This window comes from Weizmannia sp. FSL W8-0676 (genome assembly GCF_038593015.1).
Classification (GTDB): domain Bacteria; phylum Bacillota; class Bacilli; order Bacillales; family Bacillaceae_C; genus Weizmannia; species Weizmannia coagulans.
In genome coordinates, this window is record NZ_CP151954.1 from 708,723 (window position 1) to 728,429 (window position 19,707).

Below are 19,707 nucleotides of genomic sequence, written 5' to 3' on the forward strand. Positions count from 1 at the left end.
ATCAAATCGCTGCACTTTCGTAATTTGGGATAATATAGAACCTTAAATTAGGGTTCTCATTATCGGATTTGTATGGATTTTTTTGCTCCTGATCAGGACTTTGCCATTTCGCTACTTGTAATGAGACGACCGTCATTGATCCGTAAGATTCGATCACCCAGCTTCGCTACCTTATCATCGTGTGTCGCCACAAGCACTGTTGCTCCCTTTTCTTTGAAAGAGAGAATGAGCATCATTACTGATTCAGCTGTCTCACTATCTAGGGCTGCTGTTGGCTCATCGGCAAGTATTACAACGGGGTTGTTCACCAAGGCCCGAGCAATAGCAACACGTTGTCGCTCGCCGCCAGAAAGCTCTGATGGTTGCTTTTTTAAAGCCCACTCCATACCGACGTCTTCCAACGCCCGCAATACCTTAGATTTGCGCTCTAGACGTCCAGGAAGCGGGCTGGCATATTGAAGGGGAATCATAACATTACTTTCGACGGTTTCGTTCTCAATTATTGCGTAATCCTGATGGATATACCCAAAATACGCATTTCGTAGCCGAGACCGGTTTCGATCGCGTTCCGGTACCTCTTTTCCTTGAATGAGAATATGACCCTTGGTTGGCTTACTCATTAACCCTAATATATTTAATAATGTAGATTTACCGCTGCCTGACGTCCCCATCAAAATCACACATTCTCCAGCGTTAAGTTGCAAGGAAACATTGTCAAGTGCTGTTACTTGTGTACGACCACTACCATATACTTTAGAAACGTTTCGAGCTTCAAGGATTGGTTTCATTTTCATCCCCCTATCTTTTTTGTGCTACTTATAGACCAGAACCATAATAAGAAAAATGTCAGTAAGATTACTAACATGACCCATAATGGTACATTCGGTGAGGGTGCACCCGAAATATGTAGATAGAATAGAAGCAGTGAAAGCAAGGCAACCGGTGGAATCAGCACAACCACTGCCAAAAAACCACCAATACGAAGACTAAGATGAAAAGGCGTAGCTCCATACATAGCCCTGATTTTGAAAGCCAAATGCTCTTGACGAATTGTCAAGCGAGCAGAGGACACGAAAGCAATGAAAACTAACAATAAAAAACTCAACATACCAACAATATATATAGCAGAACGTTCCATTACTTCACGGAATTGTAGGGGCTGATCCACGGCAATCTCGTGGGGAATAAGATATAATTCGGTATTTGCATTCATGGTAACGAACGTATCCACCACTTTAGCTTCCGGATCCAAGAAGACCGTTCGAGTTATCGCCTCTTCTTTTTCAATAGAATGGAGTAGAGGAAGAAGTTTAGTTGGCGCTCTAATCACGATGCGGTTGTCTAAGGGTAGACCGGCAGCCGAAGGATCAAAAAGGGTAGCCCCTGCAGGTAGCGTTCCTACTACTGGGATGTTTTCGCCTTCAATGTTTACAGCATTGATTTTTTCATCAACAATTTTAGATCCTTTCATCGCACAAGGTACGGATTTGCACAACGAAAGTTCAGGAAATAAATCTGGGATCACATCACCGAACAGTACCAAGGTAGGATATCCACCTGCAAAATCAGGATTATCAAGCTCCATGTTGTGAATGATTGCAGTGTAGCCCTTTCGATTGTTGATTTGGTCTATCACATATTGTATTGTATCGTTCTTTACTTGAGTTGACTTACCTTGTGGATAGAAGGGTGTAAAAGTGACGGCGTGCTGTTTCCGTAAATGCTGGCCTCCTTTTAAAACAGCAACCTCCGATACAACATCCTCTAAGGCCAGTGCGAAAACAACGCAGGCTGCGGCAATCATCCCTGAAATTCCTAACATGGCCTGCCAACGTCGGCATGCCATTATAACCCCTGCCCACAACTCACGCATCAACATTTACCTCCTCGTATAATAAGTTTAAATCCAAAGTGGATGTCAATTTCCAGTTCATTCTGCTGCTCATTGACAAGTGAATATAAGATTTTGTATTCCGGGCGAGCCCGGAATACAAGTTCGGACTTGGACGCTTCGCGATGTTCCCGGATAATGGTCTTAGGATCGTTTGGGTCAATGCTTCCCCTCCTTGTAGCCTGACTACTCGAAAAGTCTGCATCCCCAGGTTCTTGCTTGAACGTCTAACCCGTAGGCCGTTCCTCCGGATCTCCGTGCTGGAAATGAGCAGTTCCAGGCAGCCCACGGCCCGGATGAGTTCTCATACGCGAGGCTGACAGATCGGCAAGCCATCTGGGGATATCCCGAAGCGTCCGATTCCATCGATCCCAATACAGAGAGGAGGAAATCATATGCCCTTATTTGTCGGTATTGACGTGAGCTCCAAAAACCTCGATGCCTGCCTGATGGATGGAATGGGGGAAACGTTAGCCACCCAAACGGTGACAAACAATCTTCCCGGTGCCTCTGAGTTAAGAGACACCATCCTCCAACATGCGGAGGCGGATGACACCATCCAGATCGCCATGGAGGCCACATCTGTGTATAGTTGGCACCCGGCAATGTTTTTCCATGAAGATCCCGAGCTGAAACAGCGTCGTACAAAGGTGTTTACCCTGAATCCGAAGCTGGTGAGAAATTTCAAAAAGGCTTATGCCGAGATGGACAAGACCGATCCCAAAGATGCCTGGGTAATTGCGGACCGCTTGCGTTTCGGGAGATTGCCGAAATCCGTGATTCAGTCAGAACAATACCTTGCCCTTCAACGGTTAACACGGATGCGCTATCACCTGATTCAAAGTTTAACCCGGGAACAACAGGTATTTTTGAATCATCTGTTTTTCAAATTCAGTGCCTTTAACCTTGAAGTGGATACATCGGTCTTCGGCCATGCCATAACGGAATTTTTGCTTGAGGCCTATAGCCTCGATGAAATTGCCCAAATGCCTCTGGAGGACTTAGCGATGTATCTCCAGACCAAAGGCCATGGCCGCTTTAGCGATCCCGAGGATTTGGCCGCATCCATCCAAAAAGCTGCCCGGTCCTCTTACCGGCTTTCTAAATGTGTGGAGGATTCGATTGACTTGGTCCTGGGCAGTTCTATTGAGATCATCCGGCATCTTAAACGCCAAATCAAGGATTTGGATAAGGCGATTGCCCGCGTTCTTGATGGAATCCCGAATACCCTCCAGACCATTCCGGGAATAGGCCCGGTGAGCTGTGCTGGGATTCTCGCTGAAATCGGCGACATTGAGCGCTTTGACGACCAAGCCGCGATCGCAAAATTTGCCGGATTGTTCTGGCCCCGCCACCAATCGGGTGATTTTGAGGCTGATGACAAAATGCTTGCGCGTACAGGCAATCGTTATCTCCGGTATTACCTGGTTGAGGCTGCCAATCTGGTCCGGCGACACGAACCTGAGTACCGCGCCTTTTACCAAAAGAAATATCGTGAGGTGCATAAGCACTCACACAAACGCGCCCTCGTCTTAACGGCAAGAAAACTGGTGCGCCTGATCGATGCGCTGCTCCGCAACGATCAAATTTATGCGCCGAAAAAGAAGGTGACGCGATGAGGTAACCAGGTAACCATCATCGATAGCCTGAACTTGAAAACTTCCAGATTATTCCAATTATCTGGAGGCTTAGTTCAGTATTGCCATTTTTATGACATAGAGCCAACAAAATTTCCAATTCACTTGTTTTTAACCCTTGACATCACACCGTAGGACTTATTTGTCTTAATAACAACATAAAGTATCAAAGACCATGTCAGGGTTACAATAGTGAATGAGATAGCAATGCTAGTAATTGTCTGGAAGTTAAATAACTGTATGTCAGTTTGGCTAATTTCTGCGACCAGGAGATTTGACATGATTCCTCCTATTGCACTCCCTATTAAAAGGCCAGTTATCCCAACGATTAGATTTTCTTGCACGAGGTTAGTGGGCAAGGCTCCGTAACGTATGCGAATGCCAAACTCCCGCACACGTTCTTGATTGTATAGAAACCAGTCAAAGACAATACATAGAAGGCCCATGACAAGAAAAAGAACCGTGATTACGAGAAATGGATTATTAGCAAAATATATAAATATTGGGATTTCTTTGCTAACTTGAGGAACAAGCCCCATCTGATCGAACAAGTCTAAGATATGTTTTACTTGAACCGGATCCGATGTATTTATTGTGTAGTTACCAGGAGGTAGTGGATCCTGACCAATAGTACGTGCGTATTGAAGATCACCTGTTTCGGATGGAGCATCAATCACTCCGGAAACTTTAACTTTTTTTGGTAAAAGAGGAGCTTTAGCAAAATTGGACCACTGTTTTTCTGTGTATGTACCGCGGAAAAGGTAAGCATGAGAAGTTGTGAAGTCAAAACTTTCATCTGTAACTCTTGGGAACCAAGGGAGAAAACCATGTGGGTCGTAAACCAACATTTCAGGTCGACCATCGCCTATCGAAGAATAGACTAGGGATAGGGACTGTTTATCAATATAGTCTTTTAACATATTTTGTGCATAAGTAGCATCTGTCTTCGTAACCTTCTGTGGACCATTTACCATCGTCAAGACTGTTATTTTACCTGTAAGTCCGAATGTGGATTCTTTACGGCTTTCAAGCGTCAACAGAAATGCATGTACCATGAAGGAGGTAAGCATGCTGAGAAGGACGCTACTCAGTGCAAGTCTAAAATTCAAAGATAACCATTTATTTGTTTTCATGCGAACGCCCTCCTCAATGATTCAAAAAAATAAGAAATATACTACTGGTTAGATCTTAACCTTTAAAATAAATAAAACCGTAGTAATAGCGGGTTACATGTTTGTCACCCCAAAGTGGTGAGTCCCATACAACGTCTTCGCGAGAATGGACTTTAGTATCCTTTTTTGAGCGTGCTTTAGAAGTAAAGAGGCGACCCGTATCAAGAGAAGGCCCTGCCTCTCGCTTAAACCGGTGGTACCCCTGTTTGGCGTGTTTGCCATGATCATTGTACGAGGCTTTGATTTGGACATAGCCATGCCATCTTGCACCAGCTAGTGTTTCCCATGATTTGGCATAGTTCTGACCAGCTGCTTGTGCTGGAGTCAAAGAGATACATAAGGTAAGTAAAATCCCCACAGTGATTAATACAAATGCATTACATATCTGGCGACTAATTCCAACATTACTGTTCATTTTCCTTCTTCTCTCCCTTCTCAATAAAATTTTCCTGAGGCAAAATTAGTACAGTGTCTTTAGTACAGTGCCCTATGTTTTTGTCTTGCAAAGCTTTGCACTTTTATTTTAGCAGACACACCGATTATTTTACAATAGGAAAGTTTAAAAATATTCAATTAAACGGAATAATGTATAAATGATAAAAATCCAGTTCAACCCTTTGTTTTTCAAATCTTTCTGACTTTCTTGCCTTGCCCGACAGAAAAAGAATCCTTCTCTGCTAAGGTTAAATTTACGAGCCAAACCCACAGTTAGGATTCCTTACATGGTTACTTAAACGTAAAACAATCGATTTCTGTCGAAAAATGAAATTTCTAAATAATGGAGGATCATATGGATCTGATCCGTGTAAATTCCTTTTGGAGAAATCTATCAAATATTTAAATCAATTTAACAATCCAAGTCATGCTGCAGAGATTGCAATTGATACTTTAATCAAGATGCAGCACAGATGTTTTCCTTGAATTTATCAAGCAGGAAAAACCGTTATCACTTTAGATAATGCCCGACTTTCATCACGCCAAACTTCTAAATTCATTTTTGGAAGCCACTAAGTCATGTCTTACACTGGTTTTTCTTCTACCCTACAGCCCTGAACTGAATCTCATTGAAGGGTTTTAGAAGTGGATGAAAGAATCCATTGTTAATAACGTCTTTTACTCCTCGTTTCAGCAAATCAAAAACAGTTTATTAGAAACCTTAAGGAAAAGTCGAACCAAGTAATTAACCGACTGTGCTTAAAGATATAAATAAATCTCAACTTATTTAGGGCTTGCTGAATAAGCAAAATTTCTAGATTTGGCAAGGATGCTCACGACTTTTGCTTAAATTGAATGCAAGGGTTTTATAAAAAATCTAGGGAAAAGCTTGCACTTCAAACGCACCCTATATGAAGGAAGGCCTTCGTTTTTTCGTGCTTCCTTAACATAGACGGGTTCTATGTGAAGGAAGACCCTCGTTTTTTCGCGCTTCCTTAACGTAGACGCACCCTATATGAAGAAAGACCGTTCATTTTCCTCGCTTCCTTCACATAGGGCTTGCTGAGAATAAGCAAAATTCCTAGACTTGGCAAAAATTTAATCTTGCACTTGAAAACTGGTTCAAAGTATAGAGCAGACAGAATCGCATTTTCAAAGATGGATTCTTCTATATTTTTAGGCAAATCTTGTTGACAAATTGGGTACAAACTCAGAGTCGGATTCGTTCAGCAAGTCCTATTTAGTTTGGGATATGAACGATAAAAAACAAGACTGGCCGGTCTGATTTTCATTCGCAACTAAAAAGGAGGGAGTGTTGGTTCTAATGAGAAAAACACAAAAAATAACAGCAACTGCAGTTATTGCGGCTATCACAACTGCATCCAGCAGCTTGATTTATATCCCCGTAGGTTTTGCAAAAATTTTTCCGGTACAGCATTTTGCCAACATACTCTCGGCTGTTCTGCTCGGCCCCGGTTATGCGGTTGCGCAAGCTTTTATATCCTCGCTTTTACGTAACTTGCTTGGGACAGGGAGTATTTTTGCCTTTCCGGGAAGCATGATCGGCGCGTTTTTGGCAGCTTATCTGTACGCGAAGACGAATAAGCTCATTTTTGCCTTTGTTGGGGAGGTCATGGGGACAGGCATTCTCGGTGCCTTGGCATGTTATCCCATTGCTGTTTTCTTACTCGGCCAAGCGTCAACGCTTTTCGGATTTATCCCTGCCTTCTTTTTAAGCTCTTTTGCAGGGGCCATTTTTGGCTATGTTTTGATAAAAGTTTTACAAAAAAATAAAGGGTGGGACAGAATGATCAATCATACCGTAAGCAACCGTAAGCTTTGAGCGAAACACCACGGAGGATTGAAGGCATTGCCACGGCGCATACAGGTTGCCAGCTATTGATAACCGGTCAAAATTTATGCCAGCAAAACCAGGCTCTTGAAAACAGCAAGCTGTCTTGCGTTATTTTTATTCCTGTCCCGAAATCTGTGCCAGTAACACCAGGCTCTTGAAAGCAGAGCCTGATGCTGTTAGATTATGACGGCACTCCGGCATAGTCTGAAACCTTCGCTGGCCGGATCCATTTGCCAACCGGCTCGCCTGTATACAGCAGCTATCCAGATTGAATACGAGCTTCCTCTTACATTTGAGCATAACGCCTGAGAGGATTGAAGGCATTTGCCACGGTGCATACAGGTTGCCAGCCATTGATAACCGGTCAAAATCCATGCCAGCAACATCAGGCTCTTGAAAGCAGAGCCTGATGCTGTTAGATTATGACGGCACTCCGGCATAGTCTGAGACCTTCGCTGGCCGGATCCATTTGCCAACCGGCTCGCCTGTGATACCACCGCCATCCAGATCAAATACGAGCTGACCTCTTAAAAAAGTTTTCGTAACCCGGCAATCAATTTTTCTGCCGATATACGGGCTGTGCTTATGGCGGTAATAGAGGTCTTCCGCACTTACCGTGTATGGCCGGTCGGGATCGAGAAAGAGAAGATCCGCATCTTTTGCGAGCGCAATTTCCCCTTTCGATTTTAAGCCAAAACGTTCGGCAGGGTTGGTTGCAATCATGCGCGTAAATTGCGTAATGGGAATATTGCGCTTTTTGACAGCCTCATCGAACATCAAATCGACATTATTCTGGCACCCGGTTATGCCGCCCCATACCTCAAAAATATTACCGGTTTCGCTGTCCTTCATTACAGGCGGGCAAGGGGAATGGTCGGATGTCAGCATATCAATTTTTCCTTGTTTCAATCCTTCCCAAAGTTTTTCCTGCTCCGCTTCGCTGCGCAAAGGCGGGGAACATTTGGCAAGTGGGCCGATTTCCGCAAATTGGGCTGTTGTGATGGTAAAGTAATGGGGGCATGACTCAAGCGTGACATCCTGTCCTTCGTTCCGCACTTTCGTAATTTCTTCCACCCCTTCCGCACTGCTGACATGGACAAAATGCAGTCTGCACCCGGTTTGTTTCGCAAAATATAGTGCCCGCTTGATGGCATCCACTTCTGTAAATACAGGCCGTGTTGCAACATAATCAGCCGGACTTGTTTTCCCTTGTTTGATCATCTCCTCTGCTAACCCATCGGTAATGGCGGCATTCTCTGCATGAATCAATAAAATATGTCCCAGCTCGGCTAATTTTTTCATCCCCGCATAAAGCGTGTAATCATCTACATTTTTAAAGTCTCCCGGCAAATCGGTTCCGCAGCTGGCCATAAAACATTTATAAGCGACCACGCCGCAATCGGAAAGTTCTTTTAAGTGATCGAGATTACCGGGCACTAATCCGCCGTAAAAGGCGTAGTCCACATAGTTTTTTCCGGCGGCAGCGGCAAGCTTTTTTTCTAAAGCATCTTTTGTTGTCGTGGCAGGCAGCGCATTTAAAGGCATATCTACATAGGTTGTGGTTCCCCCGGCGGCAAGCGCCTTTGTTCCGGTTTCAAATCCTTCCCATTCCGTCCGCCCCGGTTCGCACATATGCACATGGATGTCGACCATTCCCGGCATCACATATTGGCCTGAGGCGTCATAAACTTGTTTTGCCGTTTCCTCAATTTTATCTGCAATTACAGCAATTTTTCCATTTTGGATGGCAAGATCAGCGATTTTAACGCTGTTTCTAAAAACAACTTTTCCATTTTTTATGAGCGTATCATATTTCATTGTGAATCCCCTCCCTGTGATTTGATTCGAGAACGACTGTGTTTTGAAAAATTGTATCCTTTTTAAATTTTGAAAATGGAAATGCGTATTTTGACAGAATGATATAGGCTAAACCAGCCGCAACAAAGCCGATGATCCATGCCAGTTCCACTTTTGCAAATGCGGCAGCCGCGCCAATTACTAATGAAATGACAGCCGCAGGGTTATAGCCGGAATAAGGCCCGTCTTCCGCGTACAAGTCGGCGATATTTACCTTTTGTTTTCGGAAGATGTAGTACTCAATCAATAGAATGGCTACAATCGGACCTAAAAACGCCGAGTAAGCCAGAATGAAAATGTCGAGCCCCTTTGCTGAAGAATCCCGGACAAGCACCCATGGAAAAGATGCAAAAGCAAGCAGCCCTGTAATGGTGACAGCATACTTAAATTTTAATTTCGTAAGCAATGTAATGACGTAAGTTGGTGGAATAATATTGGCAACCATATTCACCGAAACGGTCCCGATCACGATAAACGCAGACACGAAAAATGTAATATAAGGATTATCGACCACTGCTGAAAAAGCCTTTACAGGATTTGTAATTCCGGTAGCAGAAGCAAGCATGGCCCCCATCGTTAAAGCAAACCCGTATGCGATAAAGATCGGAATAAAATACAATAACCTTCTTTTTGTATGGCTGATCCCGGCTTTCAATTCTCTTGAATAATCCGCTGCACTTAAAAAGATGGCGGCATAATTGCCCATAAACGTCATGATAAAAGCAAAGAATGGCAGCCCCCACGTTCCTTTTGCATGCACCCATTTGTTTGCAATCGTGGCTCTATGGGATGTGAGAAGAATGCTGAACACATAGAAAAGTGCAGCTAAAATCACGACTGAAGTCAGGGCCTCCACCCACTTAATCGCATGAAAGCCATAGAGGGAGAGCGCAATTTGAAACAATTGGAGCACGATAAAGCAAACAGCCGCATTGTCAAAAGCTCCGCCCGTTGCAATTTTGGCCATTTCATTTAAAGCCGTGCCGCCAATCCAGCTTTGGTATCCGTACCAAACAATGGCAGGTATACCGCGGCAAAGCGATGTGAATATCGAACCCTTTACGCCGAAGGACATTCTCAGCTGGACAACGTACGGAATGCCTGTTTTGTAGCCTAATCTGTCGTTCAATGAAAAGATGGTTGAAATAATACTGATGGCGATCAATGCCGCAGCAAAAGTTTGATAAATGTTTAATATCGCCATCCCGGCCACCATCAGGCTTGCGCCAAGCGTAATGTTTCCAATATTGACCCCGTCCCCAATCCACATAAAAATATAATTCAAAGGGCCAACTGTTCTGTCCGCATCTGTTTTCGGGATCAGGGAGGGATCCATACTCGACTTCTTCTGCGGTTGCGGATAAGCACTTTCCAATTGAGTAGCCATTGCTTCAGCTCCTTTTCAATAGATTTACGGTAGTGAATTTGGAATGTTTCTTTTGATGTCATTTAATATCACATATAATGTCATCTATATTTTTAATATAGCAAAGGATAAACGGTTTTTCATTAGCGATTTTGCACAATTCTTTATCTATTTATTATTCAAAATAGATAAAGTAGAACCAGTGTTGGTGTTTTTCTTGTTTTTTATGTAAGGTAACTTAACATGAATAGGTGGGAGAGCTGAAAGATTTTTTCTTGGTGAAAACAAAAGCTTGGGTTTGAGGAGACATTCTTTATCCAAATAATCGCTGCTGTAGGTAATGTAAAAACAGCCGATTCTGCACATGATTCAACCAGGATTTTTTAGTAAAAATGGTCACGGCCGGATTTGTATGGATGTTTTGCACCGAAAACTCGCCTCAGCAATTTCCCCATTCAGTGCTACCAATTTTGCTACAATAGAAATGCTAGGTGAGAGCACAAAAATATCAGTGATCATTTCTGGTGAGCGAGGACAAATATTGTAAACGGTTAAGTATAGAATAGGTTTTATATATTGTTGTGTTTACATCAAATCCATTTAGGAAAAGGAGCGTTGCGCATGTCCTATATCGTTGATTTCAAAAATGTGTCTGAGGTTGGTCTGGAGTCTTCACCTGTTGCGAAGGCGCTAGCTGGTTTGCGTGCGAATGAGGCGCGCTATTTTATGAATAAATACAAACACGTATTTACTGTTTTGCCAGCTGCAGAAAGCGGAGAGACACTAGAATATGTGAATAGGATTTTGAAAGAGGAACGCGACATTGAATTTGCAGCCAAGCCATTGGAAACTTCGCGTTTTCAAGTGGAAAATATCCAATTTGCTTACGTCTTTTACGAGGATGGCCTCGTTGTCAATGTAATGTATTCCGTAGATGATCCGAAGAAGCGGGCGGTTGGTTTTAAACTTTCTGAGGGGATGGAAGTACCAAAGGAATTAGAAGGGAAGTTTAAATTTGCCAGACAAAAGTCAAAACTGGGCGGCACCATACGGGGATCATTTTTTGTCATAAAAGGCGAGTATTAAAAGCAATAATCTGGACGAACTTGCTGGACGAGTCAGAACAGGCCAAAAGCTGATTCGTCCGGCAAGCTTTCGTTACTTTTCATTCTTCAAGGACGTCAACTATTCTATCAACTGCCAGTCAACTATTCTATCAACTGCCATCTACATAACCAATGCCACATTTTCCATCACTTTTTATTAATTTCATTTTTTTTAACTTAACTGTAAGATATTCCAATTTCCGCCTAGCTGAGGAAAACTCCCCGTCCTAGTCATGCTGTTTTAGTTGATCCTTCAATTAAGCAGCCCAATTTTGCACATAGTCTTCTGCACTGATTGCGCTTACATGTTTTAACATTTGTTATATGATGAAAATGTAGGAAGGAGGAACAAATGGGAGTGAAAAATATGGGCGCTTCCAAGAAAAAGCTGATTTTAAATTATTTAGCGCATCAAGAAGGATACACATCTGTTGAAGATTTATCAAGCACCTTTAAAATTTCCAAAAGAACGGTCTATTATATTTTCAACGCTCTAAATAAAGAATTGCTTGCAAAAAAAATGGAGCCCATTCAAAATGTCAGGAATGAGGGCTACTACCTGAAAAAAGAAACGAAAGAAAAAATACTTAAAACAGGGGATGCCATCGAAGAATCAACACCGATTAAATATGCAAAAGATGAAAGATGCAACATAGATATTCTGCTTAGTTTAATCAGTACGAAAAAAGTTACCCTTGAAGGGCTGTCTGAACTTGAAAATATCTCAAGAAATACTGCTATAACAGATATTGATCGGGCCAGAAGCCTGCTTAAAAAGTCTAATCTTACTCTTAAGAATGATCCTAAACACGGCTACTGGTTAAGCGGAAAAGAAGAAGATACCCGTTGGTGGTTTCATGAATTTATTAGCAATCACTCAAATTTGTATAGAAAAATGATAAGCAGTGAATATTTTCAACGCTTCATCGATTGCAAAGCTGAAAATCAATTCATACGTGGAACTGGTGCATGGTTAGAAGATGTAGAAAGATTGACAGGAAAACATTTTTCGGACGACGCTATAAACATTTTATCGGTTTATATCCCGTTTGTTATTCAGCGAATTAAAAAGAATAGAACAGTCGGACCATTAAAAGAATACGAATTAAATGTTCTAAAAACGTACCCTGAATACGAACTGGTTTCGCAGCTGTTAAAGTTATTTGATATTAATCCTGAAACATATGAAAACGAAATCTTTTATATAGAAACACTTCTTTTAAGCAGCCAGATCAATTTTATCAGTTCGGAGTCCAAATATGCACCGCAAAAATTTACCGGATTGGATACGGTCGTTGAAAAAGTGATTTTACGTTTTCAACAAATATCCGGCATCAATTTCGATAATATTTATGAATTGAAAAAGAATCTGTACGTGCATCTTCTTGCTTGTTACTATCGGGTGCGTTATGGCGTGAAGTATCAAAACAGGCTGTTAAAGGAGATCAAAAAGAATTACGGGAATGTATTTTCCTTTACAAGATTCTCCATTCAGCCTTTTGAAGCCTTTTGTAAACATTCTATCAGTGAAGATGAAATCTCGTTAATTTCGATTTATTTTGGTGCGGAAATTGATAAACAAAGGAAAAACTGGCCTACAAAAGCAGTTCAAAAAGTTTTGCTTGTCTGCAGCAGCGGTGTTGGAACTGCAGCCATCTTGAAACAAAAACTTCAATCGTTGTTTCCATTTGTAAGTTTTGAAGGTCCAATCACAGAGCGAGAGTATTTAAAACAATCGGAAATACAGGAAAACCTGGTGATTTCCACGGTAAACATTCCGGAAAAAAATAAAAAAGTCATTACAGTTCATTCCATCCCGGATCATCAGGATTTAAAAATACTCACCAAAAATCTTGTTCAATTTGATATTTATCGAAATGAACTTGTCTCATCTATTTTGGATGTTGTTAGTGATTATGCGAAGATTCATGACTTTAATGGCTTAACACAAGGATTAATTCAGCTGTTTAATAAACCAAACTTCAAGAGTGGAACAGGAGGGATCTATCAGCCAATGCTGAGTGAGCTATTAACTGATCATACAATTCAAGTTGTAAAAAATGATGGCCTCGATTGGATGAAAGCCATTCAAAAGAGCGCAAGCCCGCTCTTAATGGAGGGCAAAATTAACCAGGAATATATTGATGCCATGATAAACGTTGTCAATCAGCATGGGCCGTTTATCAATATTGGCAGAGAAATTGCCTTGGCGCATGCACGTCCCGAAAATGGTGTCAAGCACTTAGGAATGTCACTGTTGAAGCTTGATAAACCGGTTGATTTAGTAGATAAAGAACATCCGGTTAGGATTTTTATTACTTTAGCAGCCATCGATAATACGGCCCATTTAAAAGCATTATCCGAGCTTGCAACATTGCTGGGGAAGGAAGAAAAATTAGAGAAACTTTTACATGCGAAAACGAAAGAAGAAATTTTATCCATTATTACAGAGGAGGAGAATATTCAATGAAAATTGCAGCTGTATGCGGATCAGGTTTAGGTTCCAGTTTCATGATTGAAATGAACATCAAGTCGATTTTAGATCAATTAGGGATTAATCAGGATGATATTGAAGTGACTCACTTCGATATGGGAAGTGCTACCCCGGATTCTGCAGACCATTTCTTTGTCGGCCAGGATTTAGCTGAGGCAACTGAAAAACTTGGAGCCGAGAAAGTAACAGTATTAAAAAGTATTATTGATAAAAATGAATTAAAAGAAAAAGTGGTTCAATTTTTGCAAGAATCCGGTCGTTTGCCTGAATAATTCATGGATAAGCAAAAAATTCGTGCATGGATGCGTTTTTATCCAGATCTAACCAAAGATGAATGAACAAAGCATTATTTTTTCATTCAGACAAATTGAGGTGACGAGATCATGAAAGATTTTTTAAATGTATTAATTGGTATTGCCAGTACGCCGGCACTTCTTGTTGCTTTAATTGCCGTTATCGGTTTAATCCTTCAAAAGAAATCGATCAGTAACATATTGCTGGGCGGTATAAAGACGTTTGTAGGATTCCTGGTTTTAACAGGGGGTGCGGGTATTGTACAGAATTCTTTAACACCATTTGGGGAAATGTTTAAACATGCTTTTTCCGTTCAGGGTGTTGTCCCAAATAATGAGGCGATTGTAGCCCTTGCCCTCACAAAATATGGTACACCGACAGCATTGATTATGCTGGTTGGCATGATTGCCAATATTTTCATTGCACGATTTACGAGATTTAAATATATCTATTTAACAGGGCATGCGACTTTATATATGTCCTGTATGATTGCGGTCATTATGACGGTATCCGGTTTTACATCCGTACCCTTAATCCTTTTAGGCGGATTGATTCTCGGAATGGCAAATGCCTTGTCACCGGCTATCGTGCAGCCATTCATGAAAAATGTTACTGGTACAGATGAAGTTGCACTTGGACATACCGGTAATTTTGGATACATGATTTCAGCTGTTATTGGTAAATTTTTCGGAAATCAAAACCATTCAACAGAAGATCTTAAAGTCCCAAAAGGCCTTTCCTTCTTGCGTGATTCAACGGTTGCCATAACGCTTACGATGGGAGTTATTTATATAATTCTAGCTATTTTTACTGGCAAAGGATATATTGAAGCAAAACTAAGCGATGGAACAAACTTTATTATTTATGCCATCCAAATGGCAGGTACTTTTGCTGCAGGTGTGTTTGTCATCCTTTCGGGTGTCCGTTTGATCTTAGGCGAAATCATTCCGGCGTTTAAAGGGATTTCTGAAAAATTAGTTCCAAACTCTAAACCGGCACTTGACTGTCCAATTGTTTTTCCATATGCCCCAAATGCTGTTTTGGTCGGCTTTTTCTCAAGCTTTATCGGAGGAATCGTGAGCATGTTTCTGATGATTGCCTTCCACACGATAATCGTTTTACCAGGTGTCGTTCCCCACTTTTTCTGTGGTGCAACAGCAGGGGTATTTGGCAATGCAACAGGCGGGCGCAGAGGTGCGATACTCGGTTCATTCATCCATGGAATCGTTATTAGTTTCATGCCGATTGCGTTGATGCCGGTATTAGGCAATCTTGGCTTTGAAAATTCTACATTCTCTGATACAGACTATGGTGTTGTCGGCCTTTTCTTAGGAGGTTTAGGAGGATTAGGAGGCGCTGTACTGATAACGACAGGAATTTTTGCTGTTCTTGCCATTATGCTTATTCTAACCGCGTTCAAAAAGAAAAATGCAAATCCTGCGGGAAATAAATAACCAATTGGTTTGGGGAATTTGAGAGATGAGATAAGTGTAAATGGTCCGGACATCCATGGCTGCCATTTTAAAAGACTAAAGCGGATGAATGGATCCGTATGAACGCATGTACTGCTAAAATGCTGTGGGACTCTTCAAATCACTTAAAAAGAAAAAGCAATTGGCTTAAAAATGAAAGAAAGCTCTTCTTGTAGCCGCGAAAAGAGCTTTCTTTTAATGTAGAAAGCCGAGTTGCTGATGGTGCCTACTCATGCGAATGTTTAAAATGAAAACAACGGTGTTAAGAAAAAGCCCTTATTATATAAAATGAACTTAAGTTTTTCATCAAGCATGAGCAGCAATTTGCATGAGGCCTACTTTATTCAGCAGGCAACGGAGCCGCGATATTTTGTTCATTTATATAGGAGCTTTTTTAAGATGTTTTTTTCGTGATTACATCTATTAATTTGATGAATGCTTTTATTATAAATGTGATTACTGCAGCGATCACAAAAGATCCAAAGATCAAGGCAATATAATTAACATTTATAGCTGGAGACATTATTTGTGATGCAAATGCAACTAAGACAATCAAATAAGTAATAATAAACGTTTTAGATAAAAAGAAGCTTTTCAAGCCGTACACCTCCATTCATCATTCATGCTATGCCCAGATCAAGCTTTGAGCAATTTTATTATAGCATCCTTTCGAAATCGCTTCCATAAAATCCAAGGAAAATTAATTTTTTCCGAACTGTTAACTGTTTTCTCTTTTCTATGTGGTTATCTTCCCGATCATAGGTTACAATCTTGATCAGACACGGCTGCAATAAAACCTTTTCTGCCTGTGGTCAGAAAAAAGGTATTGAAAAGAGAAAAAATTCATTCTATAATATGCGCATAGTGTTGTTTAGCCAACCGTTGTGATTTTCCGGGCATGGGGACCCCTTTTATATCCAAAATTCTGGCTACTGGTTTCTTCAGTTTTATGGTTGGAGGATGGTTCTCTGTCGGAATGTAATGTGAATAGGTGAATCATTTGTCAAACCCTTCGCTGAATCCGCTTACAAAAAATGACTTCGAACAGGGGTATGGCATGGCAGATGGCGAAAAATCGATATGGGTGGCAGTGGGGAGGCGCCCGTTTCGCAGAGAAGAATGAAAGTCATCCAGTACATTTTTCAGGATGAATGCCATGCCAGGGCGAACATGGCACCGTCAAAAGAACGGAAGCCCATACCCGCCAGCAGCAAGGCAGTCGGAATATTGCCATTGAGCTGCTTTTGGCCGGGAAATGGGGGGAAGGATGCACACTGTTTTTACGCGCAAAAAAGACGACAGCGTGTAACTTAATCAAGGGGATGGGAGGATGAATGCATTTGCAAACAAAAACGTTACAGGAAACAGATGAAAAATATTTATGGCATGCCATGAGGGGAGCCGCAAGTCCCGGGCAGCCCAATTTGATTATCACAAAAGCGGAAGGTGCTTGGGTAACGGACATTGAGGGTAACCGCTATTTGGACGGGATGGCCGGGTTATGGTGTGTGAATACCGGTTACGGCCGGAAAGAATTGGCGGAAGCGGCATACAAGCAGCTTCTTGAGATGCCGTACTATCCGTTATCCCAAAGCCATGTGCCTGCCATTCAACTGGCCGAAAAATTAAACGAATGGCTTGGCGGGGATTACGTCATTTTCTTCTCTAACAGCGGTTCGGAAGCCAATGAGACGGCTTTTAAAATTGCCCGCCAATATCACCGGCAAAGAGGGGATCTGGACCGGTACAAGTTTATTTCCCGTTATCGGGCGTATCACGGCAATACGATGGGGGCGCTTGCGGCAACAGGCCAGGCACAAAGAAAGTATAAGTATGAGCCGCTTGGACAGGGATTTCTTCATGTTGCACCCCCTGATACGTACCGGCATCCGGATGACGTGGAAACGCTTGAAAGTGCCAAGGAAATTGATCGTGTAATGACCTGGGAACTAAGTGAAACGATTGCCGGCGTCATTATGGAACCGATCATTACCGGCGGGGGGATCTTACTGCCGCCCGATGGTTATATGGCGAAAGTGAAAGAGATTTGCGAAAAGCACGGTGCCCTTCTGATTTGTGATGAAGTGATCTGCGGATTCGGACGGACCGGAAAGGCATTTGGTTTTATGCACTACGGCGTGAAGCCGGATATCATTACAATGGCAAAAGGGATTACGAGCGGTTATCTCCCGCTATCAGCGACTGCTGTCAAAAGGGAAATTTACGAGGCGTATGCAGGCAGTGAAGATTATGACCGCTTCCGCCACGTCAACACATTCGGAGGAAATCCTGCAGCCTGTGCGCTGGCGTTAAAGAATTTGGAATTAATGGAAAATGAAGCGTTGTTTGAACGTTCCCGCATACTAGGTGAACGGCTGCTAGAAGCGCTAAAAAGCCTGAAGGATCATCCAAATGTAGGGGATGTCCGCGGAAAAGGATTGCTGATTGGTATTGAGCTGGTGGAAAATAAACAAACAAAGGAACCGGCTGCAGTCGAAAAACTGAATAAAGTGATAAGCGCCTGCAAAGCAAAAGGCCTGTTAATCGGCAAGAACGGTGATACTGTTGCGGGATTTAACAACGTATTGCAGCTTTCCCCGCCGTTAAGCATAACCGATGATGACTTTCACACGATCGTGCAAGTTTTAAAAGAAGGCATCTCCCAATTGTAAAAACGTTTCTTGTTAGAAAATGTGCTTCAAAGGAGAGAGAGGATTTGGAGAATCAGCAACTGAAGAAGGACTTGAAAATTCGCCATATTACGATGATTTCGATCGGAGGAGTCATTGGCGCCGGTTTGTTCATGGGAAGCGGCGCCGTCATCCATTCGGCCGGCCCGGGTGCAATCATTTCGTATGCTTTGGCAGGTTTACTTGTCATTTTTGTTATGAGAATGCTGGGGGAAATGGCATCGGTGAACCCGACAAGCGGTTCGTTTTCCACCTATGCGCGTGAAGCCATTGGCCCTTGGGCAGGGTACACGATTGGCTGGCTGTACTGGTTCTTTTGGGTTATTGTCATTGCGATTGAAGCAACTGCGGGGGCAGCGAATATTCAATACTGGTTCCCGGAAATGCCGTCGTGGCTTTTAAGCTTAATATTAACCGTTTTATTGACGCTCACAAATGTATACTCCGTTAAATCGTACGGTGAATTCGAATACTGGTTTTCAATCATTAAAGTGGCCACCATTGTTTTATTCCTGCTGCTCGGCCTTTCCGTGATTTTTGGTATCGTTCCGGGCGTGCAGTCCCCGGGGCTTTCCAACTTGATAGGGCATGGCGGCTTTATGCCAAATGGCTTTGGCAGCGTCTTATTGGGTATTACCGTTGTCATCTTTTCTTTTATGGGAACTGAAATTGTTGCGGTGGCGGCGGGGGAATCCTCTGAACCGGCAAGGGCAGTCAGAACGGCTACCAACAGTGTCATTTGGCGGATTCTGATCTTTTATGTCGGTTCGATTGCGGTTGTAGCCACCTTGCTTCCGTGGAACTCGGCAAATCTTTTAAAAAGTCCGTTCGTCGCCGTTCTTGAACATGTCGGCATTCCGGCAGCGGCCCAAATTATGAATTTCATTGTGCTAACCGCTGTACTTTCCTGTCTAAATTCGGGATTATATACCAATTCAAGGATGTTGTACGGGATGGCGAAAACGGGCGATGCTCCGAAAATTTTTCTGAAGTTAAATAAAAACGGTGTACCGGTTTATGCTGTCTTGTGCGGCACGGTTTTCGCTTATGTCGGGGTAGTCTTTAATTATATTTCCCCGGATAAAGTATTCTTGTTTTTAGTAAACAGTTCAGGCGGGATCGCTTTATTGGTTTATCTTGTCATTGCCTTTTCCCATTTGCGCATGCGTCGGACGGTGGAAAAAACGAACCCGGACGCCTTGAAGGTGAAAATGTGGCTGTATCCGTATTTAACTTATGTCACCATTTTGGGCATTGTTGCGGTTTTAGTCGCGATGATCTTTATCGACTCATTGCGCCCGCAAGTATTGCTGACTTTGCTTATTGCCGTTCTCGTCGTCGGCTCGTATTTCCTTTTGCATCCTAAAAAAACGAATGCGGTGCCGCTGGACAGTGAAGATTCAAGTGTAAAATCTTAAGCACAGCAAAAAGCACCGCC

General features: G+C 42.4%; 15 protein-coding genes. 8 read left to right on the plus strand and 7 right to left on the minus strand.

Annotated features, from left to right (window positions below; translation table 11 throughout):
* Nucleotides 1-92 precede the first annotated feature (92 nt).
* Genes NST20_RS03355 through NST20_RS03365 form a run of 3 tightly spaced genes read right to left on the minus strand, consistent with a single transcriptional unit; the run spans nucleotide 93 to nucleotide 2,054 of the window.
* Complete coding sequence (locus NST20_RS03355) at nucleotides 93-794, minus strand: ABC transporter ATP-binding protein (protein ID WP_342400067.1); 702 nt, start codon at nucleotides 792-794, stop codon at nucleotides 93-95.
* On the minus strand, nucleotides 791-1,873 hold the full coding sequence (locus tag NST20_RS03360; RefSeq protein ID WP_237348982.1) for a hypothetical protein: 1,083 nt from the start codon (nucleotides 1,871-1,873) through the stop codon (nucleotides 791-793). The genes NST20_RS03355 and NST20_RS03360 overlap by 4 nt, the downstream gene beginning before the upstream one ends.
* Nucleotides 1,866-2,054: a hypothetical protein gene (locus NST20_RS03365; RefSeq protein WP_342400068.1), complete on the minus strand. Its 189-nt coding sequence runs from the start codon at nucleotides 2,052-2,054 to the stop codon at nucleotides 1,866-1,868. The genes NST20_RS03360 and NST20_RS03365 overlap by 8 nt, the downstream gene beginning before the upstream one ends.
* A gap of 232 nt (nucleotides 2,055-2,286) precedes the next feature.
* Between NST20_RS03365 and NST20_RS03370 the strand changes: the two genes are divergently transcribed.
* Nucleotides 2,287-3,510: an IS110 family transposase gene (locus NST20_RS03370; RefSeq protein WP_237349286.1), complete on the plus strand. Its 1,224-nt coding sequence runs from the start codon at nucleotides 2,287-2,289 to the stop codon at nucleotides 3,508-3,510.
* A gap of 119 nt (nucleotides 3,511-3,629) precedes the next feature.
* Here the strand turns inward: NST20_RS03370 and NST20_RS03375 are convergent, their stop codons facing one another.
* Both NST20_RS03375 and NST20_RS03380 read right to left on the minus strand, forming a co-directional pair.
* Nucleotides 3,630-4,661 (minus strand): hypothetical protein, encoded by a 1,032-nt coding sequence (locus NST20_RS03375; RefSeq protein WP_342400069.1) that lies wholly within the window; start codon nucleotides 4,659-4,661, stop codon nucleotides 3,630-3,632.
* Nucleotides 4,662-4,716: 55 nt separating this feature from the next.
* Entirely contained in the window at nucleotides 4,717-5,115 is a 399-nt protein-coding gene (locus tag NST20_RS03380) for a hypothetical protein (RefSeq protein WP_237348984.1), read from the minus strand.
* 1,344 nt (nucleotides 5,116-6,459) lie between these two features.
* Between NST20_RS03380 and thiW the strand changes: the two genes are divergently transcribed.
* Nucleotides 6,460-6,978: an energy coupling factor transporter S component ThiW gene (thiW, locus tag NST20_RS03385; RefSeq protein WP_029142551.1), complete on the plus strand. Its 519-nt coding sequence runs from the start codon at nucleotides 6,460-6,462 to the stop codon at nucleotides 6,976-6,978.
* 432 nt (nucleotides 6,979-7,410) lie between these two features.
* Here thiW and allB read toward each other — a convergent pair whose 3' ends face one another.
* A complete protein-coding gene (allB, locus tag NST20_RS03390) occupies nucleotides 7,411-8,808 on the minus strand; it encodes an allantoinase AllB (RefSeq protein ID WP_342400070.1) in 1,398 nt (465 codons plus the stop codon).
* The gene (locus NST20_RS03395; protein ID WP_342400071.1) at nucleotides 8,798-10,234 is read right to left on the minus strand and encodes an NCS1 family transporter; all 1,437 of its coding nucleotides are present in this window, start codon (nucleotides 10,232-10,234) and stop codon (nucleotides 8,798-8,800) included. The genes allB and NST20_RS03395 overlap by 11 nt, the downstream gene beginning before the upstream one ends.
* A 600-nt stretch (nucleotides 10,235-10,834) precedes the next feature.
* Between NST20_RS03395 and NST20_RS03400 the strand changes: the two genes are divergently transcribed.
* The 6 genes from NST20_RS03400 to gabP all read left to right on the plus strand — a co-directional run bounded on the left by NST20_RS03400 (nucleotide 10,835) and on the right by gabP (nucleotide 19,687).
* Nucleotides 10,835-11,299 (plus strand): phage tail protein, encoded by a 465-nt coding sequence (locus tag NST20_RS03400; RefSeq protein WP_342400072.1) that lies wholly within the window; start codon nucleotides 10,835-10,837, stop codon nucleotides 11,297-11,299.
* A gap of 372 nt (nucleotides 11,300-11,671) precedes the next feature.
* Nucleotides 11,672-13,789 (plus strand): BglG family transcription antiterminator, encoded by a 2,118-nt coding sequence (locus NST20_RS03405; protein WP_342400073.1) that lies wholly within the window; start codon nucleotides 11,672-11,674, stop codon nucleotides 13,787-13,789.
* On the plus strand, nucleotides 13,786-14,085 hold the full coding sequence (locus NST20_RS03410; protein WP_035182291.1) for a PTS sugar transporter subunit IIB: 300 nt from the start codon (nucleotides 13,786-13,788) through the stop codon (nucleotides 14,083-14,085). Before NST20_RS03405 ends, NST20_RS03410 begins: the two co-directional genes overlap by 4 nt.
* Before the next feature lie 111 nt (nucleotides 14,086-14,196).
* Nucleotides 14,197-15,561, plus strand: a complete 1,365-nt coding sequence (locus NST20_RS03415; protein ID WP_342400074.1) for a PTS ascorbate transporter subunit IIC — start codon at nucleotides 14,197-14,199, stop codon at nucleotides 15,559-15,561.
* Between the two features lie 1,352 nt (nucleotides 15,562-16,913).
* The gene (locus NST20_RS03420) at nucleotides 16,914-18,251 is read left to right on the plus strand and encodes an aspartate aminotransferase family protein (RefSeq protein WP_342400075.1); all 1,338 of its coding nucleotides are present in this window, start codon (nucleotides 16,914-16,916) and stop codon (nucleotides 18,249-18,251) included.
* A gap of 44 nt (nucleotides 18,252-18,295) precedes the next feature.
* On the plus strand, nucleotides 18,296-19,687 hold the full coding sequence (gene gabP, locus NST20_RS03425) for a GABA permease (protein WP_272907866.1): 1,392 nt from the start codon (nucleotides 18,296-18,298) through the stop codon (nucleotides 19,685-19,687).
* Nucleotides 19,688-19,707: the final 20 nt, after the last annotated feature.

What these genes read in the sequence shown, in the direction of transcription:
- allB (WP_342400070.1), bottom strand. Translation starts at nt 8,808, where the DNA reads ATGAAATATGATACGCTCATAAAAAATGGAAAAGTTGTTTTTAGAAAC.
- thiW (WP_029142551.1), top strand. Translation starts at nt 6,460, where the DNA reads ATGAGAAAAACACAAAAAATAACAGCAACTGCAGTTATTGCGGCTATC.
- NST20_RS03410 (WP_035182291.1), top strand. Translation starts at nt 13,786, where the DNA reads ATGAAAATTGCAGCTGTATGCGGATCAGGTTTAGGTTCCAGTTTCATG.
- NST20_RS03405 (WP_342400073.1), top strand. Translation starts at nt 11,672, where the DNA reads ATGGGAGTGAAAAATATGGGCGCTTCCAAGAAAAAGCTGATTTTAAAT.
- NST20_RS03355 (WP_342400067.1), bottom strand. Translation starts at nt 794, where the DNA reads ATGAAAATGAAACCAATCCTTGAAGCTCGAAACGTTTCTAAAGTATAT.
- NST20_RS03380 (WP_237348984.1), bottom strand. Translation starts at nt 5,115, where the DNA reads ATGAACAGTAATGTTGGAATTAGTCGCCAGATATGTAATGCATTTGTA.
- NST20_RS03395 (WP_342400071.1), bottom strand. Translation starts at nt 10,234, where the DNA reads ATGGCTACTCAATTGGAAAGTGCTTATCCGCAACCGCAGAAGAAGTCG.
- NST20_RS03415 (WP_342400074.1), top strand. Translation starts at nt 14,197, where the DNA reads ATGAAAGATTTTTTAAATGTATTAATTGGTATTGCCAGTACGCCGGCA.
- NST20_RS03420 (WP_342400075.1), top strand. Translation starts at nt 16,914, where the DNA reads ATGCATTTGCAAACAAAAACGTTACAGGAAACAGATGAAAAATATTTA.
- NST20_RS03370 (WP_237349286.1), top strand. Translation starts at nt 2,287, where the DNA reads ATGCCCTTATTTGTCGGTATTGACGTGAGCTCCAAAAACCTCGATGCC.
- NST20_RS03375 (WP_342400069.1), bottom strand. Translation starts at nt 4,661, where the DNA reads ATGAAAACAAATAAATGGTTATCTTTGAATTTTAGACTTGCACTGAGT.
- NST20_RS03360 (WP_237348982.1), bottom strand. Translation starts at nt 1,873, where the DNA reads ATGCGTGAGTTGTGGGCAGGGGTTATAATGGCATGCCGACGTTGGCAG.
- NST20_RS03400 (WP_342400072.1), top strand. Translation starts at nt 10,835, where the DNA reads ATGTCCTATATCGTTGATTTCAAAAATGTGTCTGAGGTTGGTCTGGAG.